The 17,508-nt window shown below is 58.9% G+C and carries 19 protein-coding genes; 8 read left to right on the forward strand and 11 right to left on the reverse strand.

All coding sequences use genetic code 11. The annotated features are described in order from the left end of the window. Nucleotide 1 precedes the first annotated feature (1 nt). The 11 genes from EI291_RS07540 to EI291_RS07590 all read right to left on the reverse strand — a co-directional run bounded on the left by EI291_RS07540 (nucleotide 2) and on the right by EI291_RS07590 (nucleotide 9,633). Nucleotides 2-748, reverse strand: a complete 747-nt coding sequence (locus EI291_RS07540; RefSeq protein ID WP_125419198.1) for an isoprenyl transferase — start codon at nucleotides 746-748, stop codon at nucleotides 2-4. Nucleotides 749-891: 143 nt separating this feature from the next. Beyond that, nucleotides 892-1,653 (reverse strand): type IX secretion system protein PorG, encoded by a 762-nt coding sequence (gene porG, locus EI291_RS07545; protein WP_125419199.1) that lies wholly within the window; start codon nucleotides 1,651-1,653, stop codon nucleotides 892-894. 42 nt (nucleotides 1,654-1,695) lie between these two features. After that, a complete protein-coding gene (locus EI291_RS07550) occupies nucleotides 1,696-2,586 on the reverse strand; it encodes a DUF6089 family protein (RefSeq protein WP_125419200.1) in 891 nt (296 codons plus the stop codon). A gap of 125 nt (nucleotides 2,587-2,711) precedes the next feature. Then, nucleotides 2,712-3,605 (reverse strand): NAD kinase, encoded by an 894-nt coding sequence (locus EI291_RS07555; RefSeq protein ID WP_125419201.1) that lies wholly within the window; start codon nucleotides 3,603-3,605, stop codon nucleotides 2,712-2,714. 36 nt (nucleotides 3,606-3,641) lie between these two features. Then, nucleotides 3,642-5,063: a POTRA domain-containing protein gene (locus tag EI291_RS07560; RefSeq protein ID WP_170172554.1), complete on the reverse strand. Its 1,422-nt coding sequence runs from the start codon at nucleotides 5,061-5,063 to the stop codon at nucleotides 3,642-3,644. Nucleotides 5,064-5,124: 61 nt separating this feature from the next. Then, nucleotides 5,125-5,802 (reverse strand): CBS domain-containing protein, encoded by a 678-nt coding sequence (locus tag EI291_RS07565; protein WP_125419203.1) that lies wholly within the window; start codon nucleotides 5,800-5,802, stop codon nucleotides 5,125-5,127. Nucleotides 5,803-5,960: 158 nt separating this feature from the next. Beyond that, nucleotides 5,961-6,737: an alpha/beta fold hydrolase gene (locus tag EI291_RS07570; RefSeq protein WP_125419204.1), complete on the reverse strand. Its 777-nt coding sequence runs from the start codon at nucleotides 6,735-6,737 to the stop codon at nucleotides 5,961-5,963. A 5-nt stretch (nucleotides 6,738-6,742) separates the two neighbouring features. Then, nucleotides 6,743-7,360, reverse strand: a complete 618-nt coding sequence (locus EI291_RS07575) for an anthranilate synthase component II (RefSeq protein ID WP_125419205.1) — start codon at nucleotides 7,358-7,360, stop codon at nucleotides 6,743-6,745. A gap of 78 nt (nucleotides 7,361-7,438) precedes the next feature. Next, nucleotides 7,439-7,960, reverse strand: coding sequence for a CvpA family protein (locus EI291_RS07580; protein ID WP_125419206.1), 522 nt, complete (start codon nucleotides 7,958-7,960; stop codon nucleotides 7,439-7,441). Nucleotides 7,961-8,083: 123 nt separating this feature from the next. Continuing rightward, nucleotides 8,084-8,548 carry a GatB/YqeY domain-containing protein gene (locus tag EI291_RS07585; protein ID WP_125419207.1) on the reverse strand — a complete coding sequence of 155 codons (465 nt, stop codon included), beginning with the start codon at nucleotides 8,546-8,548 and terminating at the stop codon, nucleotides 8,084-8,086. Nucleotides 8,549-8,577: 29 nt separating this feature from the next. Continuing rightward, nucleotides 8,578-9,633 carry a hypothetical protein gene (locus tag EI291_RS07590; protein ID WP_125419208.1) on the reverse strand — a complete coding sequence of 352 codons (1,056 nt, stop codon included), beginning with the start codon at nucleotides 9,631-9,633 and terminating at the stop codon, nucleotides 8,578-8,580. An 82-nt stretch (nucleotides 9,634-9,715) separates the two neighbouring features. Between EI291_RS07590 and EI291_RS07595 the strand changes: the two genes are divergently transcribed. The 8 genes from EI291_RS07595 (at nucleotide 9,716) to EI291_RS07630 (ending at nucleotide 17,463) form a co-directional block, all read left to right on the forward strand. Further along, nucleotides 9,716-10,429, forward strand: coding sequence for a pyridoxine 5'-phosphate synthase (locus EI291_RS07595; protein WP_125419209.1), 714 nt, complete (start codon nucleotides 9,716-9,718; stop codon nucleotides 10,427-10,429). 128 nt (nucleotides 10,430-10,557) lie between these two features. Beyond that, the gene (gene mnmH / locus EI291_RS07600; RefSeq protein ID WP_125419210.1) at nucleotides 10,558-11,574 is read left to right on the forward strand and encodes a tRNA 2-selenouridine(34) synthase MnmH; all 1,017 of its coding nucleotides are present in this window, start codon (nucleotides 10,558-10,560) and stop codon (nucleotides 11,572-11,574) included. A gap of 11 nt (nucleotides 11,575-11,585) precedes the next feature. Continuing rightward, complete coding sequence (locus EI291_RS07605; protein ID WP_125419211.1) at nucleotides 11,586-11,975, forward strand: VOC family protein; 390 nt, start codon at nucleotides 11,586-11,588, stop codon at nucleotides 11,973-11,975. A gap of 30 nt (nucleotides 11,976-12,005) precedes the next feature. Then, nucleotides 12,006-13,067, forward strand: a complete 1,062-nt coding sequence (gene selD, locus EI291_RS07610) for a selenide, water dikinase SelD (protein WP_125419212.1) — start codon at nucleotides 12,006-12,008, stop codon at nucleotides 13,065-13,067. Nucleotides 13,068-13,147: 80 nt separating this feature from the next. After that, nucleotides 13,148-13,741 carry a hypothetical protein gene (locus EI291_RS07615; protein ID WP_125419213.1) on the forward strand — a complete coding sequence of 198 codons (594 nt, stop codon included), beginning with the start codon at nucleotides 13,148-13,150 and terminating at the stop codon, nucleotides 13,739-13,741. Between the two features lie 170 nt (nucleotides 13,742-13,911). After that, nucleotides 13,912-15,816 (forward strand): sensor histidine kinase, encoded by a 1,905-nt coding sequence (locus tag EI291_RS07620; RefSeq protein ID WP_125419214.1) that lies wholly within the window; start codon nucleotides 13,912-13,914, stop codon nucleotides 15,814-15,816. A gap of 98 nt (nucleotides 15,817-15,914) precedes the next feature. Continuing rightward, nucleotides 15,915-16,694, forward strand: a complete 780-nt coding sequence (locus tag EI291_RS07625; protein WP_125419215.1) for an alpha/beta fold hydrolase — start codon at nucleotides 15,915-15,917, stop codon at nucleotides 16,692-16,694. A 61-nt stretch (nucleotides 16,695-16,755) separates the two neighbouring features. After that, nucleotides 16,756-17,463, forward strand: a complete 708-nt coding sequence (locus EI291_RS07630) for an SAM-dependent methyltransferase (protein ID WP_125419216.1) — start codon at nucleotides 16,756-16,758, stop codon at nucleotides 17,461-17,463. The last annotated feature ends 45 nt before the right edge of the window (nucleotides 17,464-17,508 follow it).

A 17,508-nucleotide genomic window follows, 5' to 3' on the forward strand; every position in this document is an offset into this window, starting at 1 on the left:
ATTACGAAACGGTTAGCTGCTCACTGGTTTTCCCGAAACGACGCTCCCGCTGCTGATAAGCGCGCAGGGCATCGTAGAAATGTTCCCGCCGGAAGTCCGGCCAGAGCAAATCGGTAATAAACAGTTCCGTATAGGCCAGCTGCCACAATAAGAAATTGCTGATGCGCTGTTCGCCACTGGTACGAATCAGCAGTTCGGGGTCCGGAATACCAGCCGTGGAGAGGAACCCCGCCACAGTAGTTTCCGTAATCTGCTCGGGCTGCAGACGGCCGGCCGCCACTTCGGCTGCCATGCGCTGGGTAGCCTGCGTGAGGTCCCAGCGGCCACTGTAGCTCAGGGCCAGTAGCAGCGTAGTGCGGGTACCGCCTTTGGTAAGCTCCATAGCCTCGGCCAACTCTTTCTGGCACGAGGCCGGCAGGTTCTCAATCTGCCCAATGGCCTGCAAGCGGATGCTGTTCTTAAGCAGCGTCGGGGTTTCCTGCCGAATAGTGTGCACCAGCAGCTGCATCAGGGCCATTACCTCATGCGCCGGCCTCGACCAGTTCTCGGTCGAAAAGGCGTATAGGGTCAGGTATTTCACACCGGCTTCCGCCGCCGCCTCTACGGTTTCGCGCACGGCCGTAATAGCACTCTGGTGCCCGAAAATGCGCAAACCGCCTTTCTGCTTAGCCCACCGACCATTACCATCCATGATGACGGCAACGTGAGCGGGAATATTCTGGGAGTCAATCTCGGACCGAGCGGCCATTAGTACTTTTTGCGTAAAGAGGCCGCAAGTTACGCAAATGGTTGCATTCCCCTCTGCCCGATAACCACTTGCAGCACCCAGCTAACATACGCACTGCCCTTGGCATTTCGTATACCAAGGGCAGTGCAACATGGATGGCGAGGCTATTTATCAGACTTTTTGCCTTTCTCCTGGCTTTTATCAGGGCACCTGATTTTGTAGAAGGTGTACGAAATGCTTAACCCGTTGTAGAAATACCAATCCTGGTCGTGGGGGTTACCCAGCAGATCATTCTGCCCACCCGACTTTCCATCCACATGGTCGAGGTTGTCGGTAAACGTTTTGCGAGCTCCGGCTTCCAGTCCCAGGTTCCAGTGTTCTGACAGGGCGTACTTAAACCCCAGCCCTACCGGAACTGCCACGCTGAATACTCCTGCTTTTTGATTTAGCTGAGGATGTGGGGCGCTGGCAGTGGTGATGCTGGCGTAAAATCCCGCAACGCCGATGAACACGTACGGGGTAAAATGCACTTTATCCCGACGGTTATGGTAGTCGTAGAAATTATACTCCATACCTCCTGCCGCTTCCAACAGACTGCCTTTCATATTGGCATCCCGGTAAACTGACAGTGGCGTTACGTTGCCACTACTGCCTCTCACATTCCGGTCGTCAGCACGGAGCATCCCGCCCAGCAAGCTGGCCCGCAGTGTTACCGGAGCCGAGATATCCTTGCGGTAGAATGCCGTGAGAGCCGGCCGGTTGTTGCGAAACTGGTAATTGGGAGAAAGCTCGCCTTTGTACACGAGGCCGCCAATTCCCATGCCTATTTCACTGGTGTTCTGAGCAACTACTACATGGGCAAAAAAAACACTCCCTACCGACACAGTGCCGATAAGGAGTGTTTTAAAAGAGGTCAAATGGGTCATATACTGACTGGCTGTTGAAGAAAAGACAGCCAGCAGGACTGACTATCTGAATTTGGGGTTACGTACTCGCGGAGCGAGGATATAGTTTACTGACAAACCTAGAGTCGAGTACCAATCCTTTTCGCTGCTATGGCCACGAACCTGACCGCCTTGGTTAGAGGTGTCATAAGTACCGGGAACCTGAGCAGTGCCTTTGGTAATATCCCACCCGAAGTATTGGGCATTGCCCGACTGCAATTGGCTACGGTTGTTCACGTAGTTGCCGCTTACGTCGTCAAGATAGTCAGTGAAAGTTTTACGGAAACCTAATTCGATACCAACGTCAAACAGTTTGTTGATTTTGTATCGGGCACCGGCACCGAAAGGAATTACGAATTGGGTCAGGGCATAGCCGCTTGACTGACCTTCGGTTCTCAACGGCTGGAGCGCTACAATATTGCCATTGGCATCCAATCCCTTAGGATTGTGGTGAATTACACCTACACCGCCAAACACGTAAGGAACGAAGTCGGGACGCTTGATATAGTTGTTACGGTTCTCGATCAGGTCGAAGATACCGGTAGCAGCAAATTCCAGGATGTCGTTGCGGAAATTCATGTTCCGGTTGTAGCGGAACTTAGCATCGGCATCAGTCTGATCAGCGGCTTTTGCATCATCACCGGTAATACGGCCGTAGGAAAGCGACGCACGACCCGAGATACGCGGAGCAAAGCGGCGCGTGATGTTAAGACCGATGTTCGGGCGGGTAGCACCGGCACGGAAGCTTGGAATGCTTGGTTTCGGCGTAATGTCACCGAAGTATGCCATGCCGTTCAGCGTTACACCAACTGAGTTGTACTGCTTCCGCTTCGTGAACTGCTGCGCACTCGCCTCCGACGCTACCAGCGCGAGGACCAGCAACAGGGCCAAAGTGTGGGTCAAGAGTTGCTTCATATTGAGCGAGGGTTAAAAATATCAGGCTGAAAAAGTGCGAAAAATCGTATGGACACGGTCGCAGTGAGCGACAAAAGTAGAAGATGCAGTGAACTTTAAAAACATTTACGGTAAAAACTCTATGCTTACAGCGGGATTCCGGCCGGGTTTCGACGGTCAAGCCCCCAGTTCAACTTACTGCGCAAGGTACTCAGGAAGTTAACGTGATTCAGCTTTACCAGACGGGCATTGAAGTTTTCTCGGCGAACTGCAATCTGAATTCCGGCTTCCACGGTGTTGGAACGAGAATCAAGGGAGAGCAGAAAATTATTGCTCCGCCCTTCAATCTCGAAGGAAATAACGCTTCTGTCGGACACAATCAGAGGCCGTACATTCAGATTGTGAGGGCATACGGGAGCAATGATGAAATTGTTCGTTTGGGGCAGCATTACCGGGCCGCCGCAACTCAGAGAGTACCCAGTCGACCCGGTGGGAGTCGAGACAATCAGCCCATCGGCCCAGTACGAGTTCAGATACTCGCCGTCTATGTAAGTATGCACGACAATCATAGAGGAAGTATCGCGCTTCAGAATACTAAACTCATTGAGTCCGAAGTTGATATCCCCGAACGTGTCCGGGTCAGTATCCACGCGGATCAGGCTGCGGTCTTCCAGCACAAAGTGCCCTTTGAACAGCGCATCAATGGCCTGGGCTATTTTATCGGGGGAGATGGTAGCCAGAAAACCTAGCCGACCGGTATTGATACCCAGAATAGGAATCTGGAGCGGGCCCACGTGGGTCACGGTATCCAGCAGAGTTCCATCACCGCCGATGCTGAGCACGAAACGCGTACCCTGCAGCGAGTCGCCGCGACGGAAGGTGGTAATACCTTCGGGAAGCTGGATGTGCTGGCGCAGATAGGCATGAAACGATTCCAGAATGCTGACTTCCGCCTGCCGCCGCACCAGATCATTCATCATTTCCTGCATGAAAGCGGTTTGATTTTCATCGAAAGGCTTTCCCAGAATGGCTATTTTCATAACAAAAACATAACCTGATTAGGCAGGCAATGATAATCAGATGGGGAACTGAGAGCGAAAGAAAAAGCCACCCTGCTGCTCCCGATTACGGGTGTATTCAAGGGTAAATACCCAATCGTAGTACGTGACCAGGTGCAGGGCAATGCCGGCGGAGGCCAGTACCCGGTTGGGCAGTACGTTGGCAGCTGTTACGTTGGGTTGGCGGACGTAGCCGACATCGGCAAAGGTATTTAAATAAAAAACCAGCGGAATGGTATTGAAGCGGGTGCTGGGCAGGCCGTCCAGCTGCAGCTTCCCCAGATCGAGCAGACGATACGTGAGGCCCTGCTGCAGCAGGCCCAGATGCCGGCCCTCAATCACGTAGGCATCGTACCCCCGCACCAGCACGTCGTAGCCAAACGCACGGTCATCGGGGTACGCAATGGAGCGGGCGAACCGAAGCTGCGCGGTGGCACCCGCACTGTAGTACAGCGGCCCACCCAGCGCCACATAACGGGCGTAGCGGCCGCGCAACGTCAGGCTATTCGGAGTACGCCCGGTGAGAAAAGCCCGATACGTAACGCCTAACTGCGCATACTGGCCGGTGAGCGGATAGGCAAAGGTATTCCGCTGATTAAGGGTGCTCACCAGCCCAAATTCCAGATACTCGCGCTGCGGGCCACTGAGAAAGTACCGGGGGTTATAGTAGAGCACAGAATCGGAAACCCGCTCATGATGATAGGAAACATCTAACGCGGTGAGGTGCTGCACGGTGCGGCGCCAGCGGATACCAGCCGTGACGTATTGCCGCTCAATGGGAAAGTCCTGCTCCTGCCGCAGGTTCTGTAGCCGGTCCGCAACGGTGGCGTAGTCCAGGGCATGGCTGCGGTAGTATGAGTAACCTGCGCCAAAGCCCACGCGCCGTCGCCGGCCGTAGCCCGGCGCCTCATAAAACAACTCATACTTGCGGTTGAAACCCAACTGCAGATTGGCCAGCAACTGCTCGTTTCGCCCCCGAAAGTTTCGTCGGACCAGATGCAGGCCGTAATCGACGCGCTGCCACCGGTCGGAGCGGTCAAGCCAGGAGCGGAAGTTCCGGTCAGCCAGGGAGAAGATGGGCACCGGAAATATGTACCACCGCTCCTGCACACTATACAGGATGGTCAGCTCCCCGTCGCGGCATACGGGCTGCACCAACACCTGATGAAAGAGCTGCAGATTGAACAGGCGGCGGCGGTTGGCCTCCAGGCGGCGACTAACGGTAGCGGCGGCCAGCGTATCATTTTCGCGGAAGTCCAGTTCGGCCCGCAGCACAGCTTCCTTGGTTACGCGGTTGCCCACAAACAGAATCCGACCAACCCGCAGCGAGCTGTAGCCGGCGCACTGTACATGGAGCAGACTGTCGGCAACGGAGCGGCGCAGGGAATCGGGGGCCGCCACAGAGGTCGGCGCCGCCGGAACGGGTGAGGCGGTTGGCACAGCCCGGAGCAAGCCGCCCAGCCATAGGAGCAATATGGATATCAGCACCTCCCCTGTCGGCTCAGATATTGAGGTAGCGCAACAGGGCGTTGTAGCGCTCCTGCTCATCCTCCGTCACCTCGCCGGTACCGCTGAATTGCGCGGTAATGGAATAACCAAACCGCTCCAGGGTAGCAATAATGCGGGTAATATTAGGTGTATTGAGCTTCAGTGTGAGCCGGATGCGGTAGGGGTCGTGCTCATCCTGGGCCACATGGGCGCTCATGATTTTGGCGTTGTTCTCCTCCACATACCGGCTGATCTGGGTGAGCGAATAGTCCCGCTCCTCCATGGCCAGCACAATAATTCCCTGCTGACTGGTAGCCACGGGCACTTTACCGAAAGCCGCCAGCGTATCACTCACGGTTACCACGCCTAGGTATTCGTGCTGGGCATCCAGCACGGGCACCAGCTGTACTTTATTCTGTACGGCCAGCTCAATGATGTTGTAGAAGTGCTGGTCATGCTGCACGTGTACATCGGTGTAGCTTAGCGAGAGGCTTCCGAGCAGACATTCCACTCCCTCCCGGTCCAGCAGATCCGATTCGGTAATCAGGCCCCGGTACTGGCGGTTATCCAGCACGGGCAGCTGCCCCACGTGGAATTCCTCCAGCCAGCGGGCAGCCTTCTCCGTTGAATCCGTCACCTTCAGCGGCGGAATCATCTGATTCAGTAAGTCTTCGGCGAGGATAGAATTCATCGGAGAGCAGGCAAAAAGCGGAATAGAAGCGCGGAGGGCAGGGACAATATAAGCTGTAACGCCAGAAGAAGGTTTTGCGGTAAGCAAGCAGCTGGTTACTGGCTGAAAGAGCGACAAAACCAGCTTAACGGTTGCAGACAGCGGGTAAGCTGCCGGTATTACGCGGCTACTGATACTGCGGTGCGCTCCAGAAAGGCCATGAGCAGCTGATTGAACTGCCGGGGGCGCTCCATCATGGGAGCGTGGCCGCAATGGTCGAGGAAACGCAACTCTGCGCCCTTGATCAGTCGACCGAACTCATGCGCCACTATCGGTGGAGTAATGGTATCATTGAGGCCCCAAACCAGCAGCGTAGGCACCTTTATTTTATGCAGTTCCTTGGCCAGGTTATGCCGCTGTGCCGAGCGGGCAATGCTGATGATGCGCAGACATTTGGCATTAGAATTCGTCACGCTGAACACTTCATCTACCAATTCCTGCGTAGCCACGGCGGGGTCATAGAAGGTATAAGCCACCCGTTCCTGCACGTAAGCATAGTTACCGCGCTTAGGAAACGAGCCTCCCATGCCATCCTCAAACAGCCCGCTGCTACCAGTGAGTACCAGCCGTTTCACCCGATCAGGGTTCTGGAGGGTATATACCAGCGCAATATGACCACCAAGCGAGTTGCCCAGCACCGTGCAGGGCTGGGTCAGGTTGATTTCGGCCAGAAAATCCTCCACAAAGCTCACCAGACCTGGCACGCCGGCTTTCAGCAGCGGCATGTCGTAGATGGGCAGCAGCGGAATAACTACGCGGTACCGGGCACTGAACTCCTGCACTACATCCTGCCAGTTGCTGAGGGCCCCGAACAGGCCGTGCAGCAGCAGCAGCACCTCGCCGGAGCCTTCATCTACATACTGGAATTCGTTTTTCTCCTTGATCTGCAGCTCCATCGTCGCTAGGAAATGTACCCGCCGCCAGTGGTGGCCGAAGCGGGCTGTGCAATGATACAATTCTTGACCCAATTGCCCAGAAGTGCCAGTCCATGCGGCGTCAGCAGGGCTTCGGGGTGAAACTGTACGCCCCATAACGGCAGCGTACGGTGGCGCAGCGCCATTATCTCGGGAGACTCACCAGCTGTAAAGGCCAGTGGCTCCAGCGTGGCCGGCAGGTTGTGCAGCACTAAGGAATGGTAGCGCGTAACCGACATATGTGCCGGTAACCCCTGCCAGAGCGGGTCAGGCTGGATCCAGATAATATCCGACACCTTGCCGTGCATGGGCCGCTGCCCGCGCACTACCTGAGCCCCAAAAAACTCACCCAGCGCCTGATGCCCCAGGCATACACCCAGCATGGGCTTTTGGGCATGATATTCCTGGATAACGGCCATCAGGTGGCCGGCAGCAGCGGGTGTGCCCGGTCCCGGCGACAGAACCAGCGCATCGAATACGAGTTGCCGCAGCTCAGCCAGCGGCACGTTGTTACGGCGCACTTCTACGTCGCAACCCAGCTGCTGAAGATAATCCAGCAGGTTGTAGGTAAACGAATCGAAGTTATCCAGCAGTAACAAACGCATACGCAACAGCAACGAACGGCTGCTTCAATAGGAAGGCGGCGGGTACCAACGGCTTCTGACAAAGCCCCCCGGGGGTAATCAAAAAACGCCCCGCAGCCGGTCGAGCAGAGTACCGGCGAAAGGCATCACAAATGCCACTACACTCAGTGCCAACGGGGTAGCCTCTCGCACAATGGGCAGCACCTGCGAAGTGGCAACCAGCTGCGGTGAAATCAGCTGCAGGCCCGCCATGCCAAGGCCGTGAAGCAGCAGACTCATGCCCAGCACCCATTTCAAAACCCCGGAGGCGGCCCCACCTAGGTTGTCCAGCATACCCAAGGGCGTGAGGTGAACAGCCGTTTTGATGAATTTGCTCAGCAGGTGCACGCCCCACACAATGGCGGCAAACACCAATACAAACGAGACCAGCGGCAGCATGCCAAAGGCCTCTCCCACGTAATGGCGCACCAATGGAATGGCATCATTCAATAGCGCCAGCCCACCAACCACGCCCAGCACAAAAGCCAGCAGAGAGGCCACTTCCAGCACCAACCCGCGTCGGTAGCCCTGCACTGCCCCGATACCCAGCGGAATCAGCAGGAAAATATCGAAGGTGGACATAGCAGGAAAACCGTTGAACTGCGGATTGCTGGATTGTTAAACTGCTGAATAGACCAACTGCGGTACCGCTGAAAACGCCTTTCCCGCTGCATCAATCCACTCACTCAGCCATCTGCCAGTTCACTACAGATTTGTGTTGTTAAGCAGGTTGTTGACGGTCTGGGAAATCAGACGGCCGTCGGCCAGGCCAGCCAGCTCGCGGGCAGCTACGCCCATTACCTTACCCATATCGGAAGGACCGGTAGCCCCCACGCGCTGGATGATACCTACCAGCTTCTCCACCAGATCAGCCTCCGAGAGCTGCTGGGGCAGATACTCCTCAATAATGGCCAGCTCGGCCAGCTCTACCTCTTCCAGGTCGGAGCGGAACTGTTTCTGGTACATTTCGGCGGCTTCGCGGCGCTGCTTGGCAGATTTGGTCAGCAGCTTCATCTCGGCATCGGGCGTGAGGGCGGCCCCATGCTGCCCCTCGGCCGTTTCGGCCAGCATAATCTGGGATTTAATGCTGCGCAGTGCGGTCAGCCGCACTTTGTCTTTCGCCAGCATGGCCTTTTTGATATCGGCGTCGATGGTTTCTTTCAGAGCCATAGGAATGGGGGGATAATGAGAGTGCAAGATTACGGCTTATTCCGGAATACGGGCTGGCCGGCCGGGGTTTCGGGCAGCGCCAGGGCCGCCAGCAGACCGGCAGCATCGTCTACGTAGAGCGTCAGCTCGCGGGCAACCCGGTGTAGCCCGTAGGGGCCGCTGATGGACTGCGGACCAGCCAACATCAGCCGCACGTTGGGCGGCGTGAGCAGCGGCCGGGCCAGGTTCAGCCGGCCCGGGGCCGGGGCGGGCGTATCGGGCAGCCGCTGGGCCGCTGCCAGCGCCGCCAAGGGCAGCCGCACCGTCCAGAAAAACCCGACGCGCACCACCAGCTCCTGCTCGGGCGTGAGCTGCACCGGCAGCAGCCGCACGGCCCGGGCGTGGGCCAGCAGCGCCAGCAGCCCGTAGAGATGTAGTACCAGCGCCACTCCGGCTACCAGCGGATTCCAGCGGATCAGCAGCAGGTGCAGTGCCCCCATTTCGGCCACCGACAGCAGCATCACCGTGCCCACGTACGCCGTGAAGGCCGATTCCTGGTAGCTGGTGAACACGCGGCTGCCCGTGGTGGCTACCGGCCGGGCCCGCCAGCTCAGCAGGGCGTAGTAGAACACCTGCAGCTCGAACACCAGCGGGGCCAGCGGCCGGCCGAATACCTGCCGGAAAGCCGCCGTAAGCTGCTCCGCCACCTCAGAGGTGTGCTGCCCGGCGGCCCGGCAGGCCAGCTGCAGCCGCCGCAGATTCAGCAGCAGCAGCGCAGCCGTCAGCACCTCTACCCCACCCAGGGCCTGCCCCGCCCACCGGACATATTGCTGCTGCGGGCCCGGCAGCAGCCAGTAGCCCAAAGCCACGGCGGCCGTAAAGGCAGCAGCCACGGTGCTCACTGGCAGCCGGTAGGGCCTCACTACCAGCAGGTAGAACAGCATGGGCAGCCCCAGCAGCACATCGAAGCTTACGGCGGCCGGCAGCAAAGGGCGCTGCAGGAACACCGGCTGCCGGATTACCAACCACTCAATACCGATGACGGCCAGCACCAGCAGGCCAAATCCCAGCGCAGGCCGGGCCGAAACAGGCAGACGAACAACCATAGCTACTTCAACTAAAATAGGCCGGCGCTGTTGGGGCTACGTATCTTTGACTTCGTACTCACCCTCAGCGCCGCTTCTGAATATGACTAAGCTCAGCGTAAATATCAACAAAATAGCCACCCTGCGGAATGCCCGCGGCCACAACCGCCCCGATTTGCTGCAGGCGGCGCGTGACTGTGAGCGGTTTGGGGCCCAGGGCATTACGGTACATCCCCGCCCCGATGAGCGTCATATCCGCTACCAGGATGTGCGCGACCTGAAAGCCGTGGTGACCACCGAGCTGAACGTGGAGGGGAACCCCACCCCCGATTTTCTGGAGCTGGTGCATGAGGTACGGCCGGAACAAGTGACGCTGGTGCCCGACGCCCCCGACGCCATTACCTCCAATGCCGGCTGGAATACCATCCAGCACCAGGATTACCTGCGGCAGATAGTTGCGGACCTGAAAGGCATTGGCTGCCGGGTCAGCATCTTTCTGGACCCCGTGGCGGAACTGGTGCGTGCTGCCGCTACCACCGGCACCGACCGGATTGAGCTATATACCGAAGATTACGCCCGCCAGTACCACGCCGGCCCCGAAGCCGCCCTGCTCCCTTACCGGGAAGCGGCGCTGCTGGCGCAGGAGCTGGGCCTGGGCCTGAATGCCGGCCACGACCTGGACCTCGACAATCTGGCCTATATGCACCAGCACCTGCCGGGACTACAGGAAGTCAGCATCGGCCACGCCCTCATTTGCGACGCGCTGTACCTGGGCCTCGAAAACACCATCCAACTGTACCGTCGGCAGCTGAAGTGAGTTGGTGAGTGGTGAGAGGGTGAGTTTACTACGCTGACTATACTAACTAAGCACCGATAACTCACCCGCTCACTACTTCCTGCTTTACCACTCACCAGCTCACTACTCACCATTTCATTACTGCCGTCGTGCCCCGTCTTCCGCTTCCTGAGTTTCTACAAGGTGCTGCCGAAGTGCCCATTCTGGATGTGCGTGCCCCTGTTGAGTACGCGCACGGCCATATTCCGGGGGCTGTGAGCTTTCCGCTATTTACGGATGAGGAACGGGCCCGCATCGGTACCACTTACAAGCAGATCAGTCAGGACCGGGCCGTGCTGCTGGGGCTGGACTTTTTTGGGCCGAAGATGAGCCAGCTGGTGAAGCTGGCTCAGAAGCTGGCTCCGCACAAGCAGGTGCGGGTGCATTGCTGGCGGGGCGGCATGCGCTCCGGCGCGGTGCAATGGCTGCTGGAGCTGGCCGGTTTTCAGGTGCAGCTGCTGGACAAAGGCTACAAGGACTACCGCCGAAGCGTGCTGACCGCCCTGGACCAGCCCCGGCCACTGTGGGTATTGGGTGGCCTCACGGGTTCCGGCAAAACCGACGTACTGCATGCCCTGGCCGCCCGGCAGCAGCCGGTGTTGGATCTGGAAGGACTGGCCCATCATAAAGGCTCCGCGTTTGGCAGCATCGGGCAGCCGCAGCAGCCTACGCAGGAGCAGTTTGAGAATAACTTAGCCGCCGCGCTGCAGGCGTTACCGACGGAGCTTCCGGCCTGGACCGAGGACGAAAGCCGGACCATTGGCGCGGTTCATCTGCCGGTAGCTCTCTACGGGCAGATACAGAAAGCTCCACTGGTTCTGCTGGAAATTCCGCGGGAAGCGCGGGTCCGCAAGCTGGCCGAAGAGTACGGCCGGCACGACCCGGCCGCGCTGGCCGCTTCCATCCTGCGCATCCGCAAGCGCCTGGGTGGGCTGGTAACTAAAGAGGCGCTGGCCGCTATTGGGGAAGACGATATGGAGAAGATGGTGAGCCTGGTGCTGGACTACTATGACCGCACGTATACGCACGGCCTGACCGGTCGGCCGCTCGTGCGCGTACCGGCCGCCACCAGTAATGCCACCGAAAATGCTGAGCTTGTGCTACAGGCCGCCCGTACCCTAGTGTAATCCATGCTTCTATGGTTCCAACGCTGCGCGTAGCCCGCCCTACCGATAATCTGCCGGCGGTGCTGCACTTTTATCGGGACGGCCTGGGACTGCAGGTGCTTACCTCCTTCACGGGCCATAATGGCTTCGATGGCATCATGCTGGGCCATCCGCTGGCACCCTATCATCTGGAGTTTACCCATCAGCCCGGCCACGCCGTAGGGCGGGCCCCCACCCCCGACAACCTGCTGGTATTGTACCTGCCCAATGTGGCGGAGTGGCAGGCGGCCGTACGGCAAATGATAACGGCTGGCTATCCGCCGGTACCATCTTACAACCCCTACTGGGACCAGCACGGCCGCACATTCGAAGACCCCGACGGATACCGCGTGGTGCTGCAATGCGCCGCCTGGAGCCTCTAAATCCATTTTTTTTATTTTCTGCCCTGCCCGATGAACGCCTCCGATACTACTGCCGAAGAAATCCGCCTGACCCAGTACAGCCACGGCGCGGGCTGCGGGTGCAAGATTGCCCCCAAAGTGCTCGACCAGATTCTGCACACCAGCCTGCCGCAGCCCCACCACGAGAAGCTGCTGGTGGGCAACGCCTCCCGCGACGACGCGGCCGTGTACGACATTGGCGGCGGGCAGGCCATCATCAGCACTACCGACTTCTTCATGCCCATCGTGGATGATGCCTATGATTTCGGGCGCATTGCCTCGGCCAATGCCATTTCGGATGTGTACGCCATGGGTGGGCGGCCCGTCATGGCCATTGCTGTGCTGGGCTGGCCCATCGATAAGCTGGCCCCGGAAGTGGCCCGCCGCGTAATTGAAGGCAGCCGCAGCATCTGTCAGGAAGCCGGGATTCCGCTGGCCGGCGGCCACAGCATCGATTCGCCCGAGCCTATCTTCGGGCTGGCGGTTACCGGGTTGCTCAACATCGAAAACCTGAAACAGAACGACACGGCCACGGCCGGCTGTGAGCTATACCTCACCAAGCCGCTGGGCGTAGGCATGCTCACCACGGCCCAGAAACGCGGTATTCTGCAACCCGAGCACGCCCACATTGCGCCCCATAGCATGATGCAGCTCAACAAGATTGGGGCGGAGCTGGGCCAGTTGCCCGGCGTGCGGGCCATGACCGACGTGACCGGCTTTGGCCTGCTGGGCCATCTGGCAGAAGTGTGCGAGGGCAGCAGCCTCACCGCCGAAATCAGTTTTGCGAAAGTGCCTCGCCTGCCCGAAGCCGAGCAATATCGGCAGCAGAAAGCCATTCCGGGCGGCACGGTACGCAACTGGGATTCATATGGCCATAAAGTTGGTCCTGTCACCGAAGAGCAGCGCGCCTGGCTCTGCGACCCGCAAACGTCGGGGGGGCTATTGGTGTGCGTGGAGCCTAGCAGCCGCGACGCCGCCCAGGCTGTATTTGCGGCGCACGGACTGCAGCTGGAAGCATTTGGTCGGCTGCGGGAACACACCGCCACTGAGCCATGGATTGTAGTAAACCCGTAATTCAGGGCCATTTCCTGCCCCCGTCTCCCTCGGCGCAGCCCGCAGTTGCGCGCCCGATATCTGCCCTGTTTTTTCTTTGCATGAAGCTGCTTTCTTTTTTGCGTCCGGTGCTGGAAGCAGCCGCCGTGGTGGGAGCTTTTCTGATTGGCCTGCGGCTGGTAACAGGGCTTTTCGGGCGCAAAAACCGGGTGTACCGCCCCACGGCGCTCCGGCAATTTACCCTGCTTTTCTGGCCGCTGCTCTGTCTGAGCGTAGGGCTGCCGTTCCTGGGCAGCTTTTTCTTTACGGAATACGCCTCCACCTACGAATTGGTGCTGCTACTGGTATTGGCGGCCGTAGTGCTGGGCTTCTCGCTGCCGGCCTTTGTGCTGCACGTTCGTTATTATTTTATCAATCAACATACTACCCTCATCTTCGACCCAAAACAGAACGTACTCGAAGTGTACGAAGGCTCCGCGCAGATTCCATTCGGCAAGCGTGACCTGGTGCGGGTGGAGTACGTAACCTGCCGGTCGGAGCGGCTGTTCTGGAGCCCGTACGGTTATCTGCGGCTGCACCTGCGCTCCGGCGACGTGCTGACCCTGACTACCCTGTTACTGAAGCTGGATCCGGTGGCTGAGTTTCTGCGTCATACACCTCTGGAGCGCCGCCGCCGGTGGTTCTGCTGGCCATAGTTTGCCCGCCGACAGACAAACACCGGGTTTCACTCGTTGAAGCGCGGTTTCAGCCTGATTATACCCGGAGCATGGCTACCTATATTTGTTAACGATGCCCTATCTTCTACTCATGGTCTTATCTACGGAAGGCATGAGTGGTCCTGCCCTCCCTATTGCCACCGTTGTATATGCGGCGTATCCTGCTGGTTGCGTTTCTGTTGTGCTGCCTGTTTGGTAACACCGGAGTCTGTGCGGCTACGGTTCCCGAGCTGTTGCAACGGCTGCGTACCCAGCCCGCTGATACAGCCCGCGTACGACTGCTCAACGAGGTATGCTATGCCCTGCACGACAACGAGCCGACCCGTGCCCTGCCGTACGGGGAAGAAGGAGTAGCTCTGGCCCGGCGGCTCAATCACCCGCCGGGGCTGTTGGGGGGTTTGCTGAATCTGGCGAGTTGCTATGCCAACTTAGCCGATGGGCCGCATGCCCTCCAGCTGCAGCAGGAAGCGTTGCTTCTGGCCCGGCAGCTGCGCTCCAACGACGGGCTGGTGCGGGGCTATACCGGTATGGGGGGCATATACCATGAGCGCAACGATACGGCCGCCGCGCTGCGCAACTATCAGCGGGCATTGGCTTATGCTTATCGGCCCGATGTGCAGCCCCGCACGCAATTGATGCTGTTCGGTAATCTCGGCAACCTGTATTTCTACCTCCAGCGGCGGCAGGAAGGGCTGCTCTTTACCCGGCGTGCCCTGCAACTGGCCCGCCGCACCGGCGACCAGGCCGGGGAATCCCTGTACCTGGCCGATATGGGTTCCTTCTACATGCAGATGAACCAGCTGGAAACGGCTGAAGGCTTACTGCGGCAGGCCGTAAGTATTGTGGAGCCGCTGGAAAACAACCGGTTTAAAGCGGGCCACCTGGAGCTGCTGGCCACTGTGCTGCTGCTGCGCAACCAGCTGGCCGAAGCCGATACGCTGACCCACCGTGCTCTTAGGCTGGCCCGCCGCATTCAGTATAAGGAGCGGGTGCTGGATGCCTACAACCTGCTGGCCGAAATCAACGTGAGCCGCCGGGATTTTGAGCAGGCGTACGAATGGCAAACCCGGTACCGCGACCTGAACGATACGCTCAACAGTCGTTCTCGCGTGCAAACCCTCACGGCCCTGCAAACCCGCTACGAAACCGCCGATAAAGAACATCAGATTAAGCGTCTTACGGAGCGGGAATCCGTCATGCAGCAGCGTAACAGGGCACTCTGGGTGGCTATTGCAGCCCTGCTGCTGGGCCTGGGAGGAATGGGCTACCTCTACACCAAGCTCCGCCGCAGCCGCACGGAGCTGGCCGACAACCACCGGGCCCTGGAAGAAGTAACAAAGGAACTCCGGCAGCTGGCCGCTTCCAAAGACCGGCTGTACGCCATTGTCGCCCACGATTTGCGCGGCCCGGTTACTTCCTTCGCGGGCGTTACGGAGCTGATTGATTTTTACCTGAAGCAGGGAGATGAGGAAGGGCTGCGTCGGCTTCCGAGCCTGGTGCGGCAGTCCGCTTATCAGCTCAATCATTTGCTGGACAACCTGTTGAACTGGGCCGTAAACCAGACCGGCGAACTGGCATTCCGGCCGGAGCGGCTGCTGGTGCAGGAGCTTTATCATGAAGCTACCCACCTGTATGCCAATGCTGCTGAGGCTAAACAAATAACGCTGCACACCACCTGCCCACCCCAACTGGCCGTCTGGGCCGATACCCACATGACCCAGACCATTTTGCGCAATCTGGTGGGCAACGCGCTAAAATTCACTCCGCCCGGTGGTACCATCACGCTCATGGCCGAGCTGCGGGACACCGGTACGGTGGCACTGTGCGTGCAGGATACCGGCGCAGGCATGGCCCCAACCCAGATTGCCACCCTGTTTTCGCCCGAGGGCACTGCTTCTCCCCTGCGCGGCCCCCGCTCGGGCACTGGCCTGGGGCTGCTGCTGTGCCGGGCATTCGTGAACCGACAGGGCGGTACGCTCTCCATCGAAAGCGCCCCGGGCCAGGGGACTACCGTGTGCGTGTTGCTGCCCGCCGCCCGGCGTGAGCAGGCGTAGCTGCCACGTGCGGCCGACAGTGGTTTCCCCCTCACTGAAAACCCAACAGCACCTCTTTCCAGGCATGTCAATTTCCGAAGTCCCATCTTTGCAGTGTGATGCTGCAACTACACTTCCGCGAAATGGGGCAAGGTACCCCGTTAGTTATCCTACACGGGCTGTTTGGCACCCTTGACAACTGGCAGACGCTGGCCCGGCGCTGGGCTGATGCCGGCCACCGGGTAATTGTGGTGGACCTGCGCAACCACGGCCGCTCCCCCCATGCCCCCGAGCATACCTACGCCATGATGGCCGAGGACGTGCGCGGCCTCTTCGACCAGCTCCAGCTAGGCCCCGACACGACGCTGATGGGCCACAGCATGGGAGGGAAAGTGGCCATGCGGTTTGCACTGGATAATCCGGAGCGGCTGCGGCAGCTGATTGTGGTGGATATTGCCCCCCGCTTCTCCGATATGCGCCACCAGGACGATGTCATAGCCGGCCTGAATGCCGTGCCCCTGGCTACGCTGCAAAGCCGCCAGCAGGCCGACGAAGCCCTGGCCCAGCATATCAAGTGGCCCGATGTACGGCAGTTCCTACTCAAAAACCTATACCGCCGCGAGGATAACTCCTTCGCCTGGCGGCCCAACCTGGCGGCCCTCACGGCTGAAATGGACGACATCGGAGCCGAAATAACCGCCGCTCAACCCTTCCTGAAGCCCACCCTGTTTATCCGGGGGGGCAAGTCCGATTACATTACCACTGAGGACAAGCTGCACAGCATTCCGGCCCTGTTCCCCAACTCTCAGGTAGAAACCGTAGTGGATGCCGGCCACTGGGTGCACGCTGAGAAGCCGGAGGAAGTATTTCAGCTCGTAAAAGCGTTTGTAGAGCAATAGGCAGCCTGTAGTTCGTTTCCTACTTTCCTACTCAGTTTCTCACTTACTCAGCTCCTCGCCCGTGCCCGGTACGCTCTACCTCATTCCCACTATTCTGGCCGATGATACGGCTGCTCAGGTACTGCCGCCCCAGGTAGCCGAACGGATTCAGGCCTTGCAGTATTTTCTGGTAGAAAATGCGCGCACGGCCCGCCGGTTCATCAAGAGCATGGCCCCGCAACAGGTGATTGAGGGACTGCGCATCAGCGTAATCGACAAGGACAGCACCGAGGCCCAGATTCAGGCCGCGTTGCAACCTGTGGTGGCCGGACAGGATGCGGGCGTGATTTCCGAGGCCGGCTGCCCCGGTATTGCCGACCCCGGCGCGGAGCTGGCCCGCCGGGCGCATCAGCTGGGTTTGCGCGTGGTGCCGTTGGTAGGGCCGTCATCCCTGCTGCTGGCCTTGATGGCCTCAGGCATGAATGGGCAGAGCTTTGCGTTTCACGGTTACCTGCCCATTGAGCGGGCCAAACGAATGGCCGCCGTTAAAAAGCTGGAACAACAGGCCCTGCAACAACACCAGACGCAACTGTTCATTGAAACGCCCTACCGCAACCTGCCGCTGCTGGAGGATTTGCTCAGTACCCTGCATCCCGGCACCCGCCTCTGCGTAGCCGCCAGCCTCACCGCCGAAAACGAATACATCCGTACCGATACCGTGGCCGGCTGGAAAAAGCACCCCCTACCCGACATTCACAAGCAACCCGCCGTTTTCCTGATCGGGCAGTAGAGTAGTTGTGAGTTGCTGGTTGTTAGTTTTTGAAACAGAGACTGA

Source organism: Hymenobacter rigui (genome assembly GCF_003944715.1).
Taxonomy (GTDB): Bacteria; Bacteroidota; Bacteroidia; order Cytophagales; family Hymenobacteraceae; genus Hymenobacter; species Hymenobacter rigui.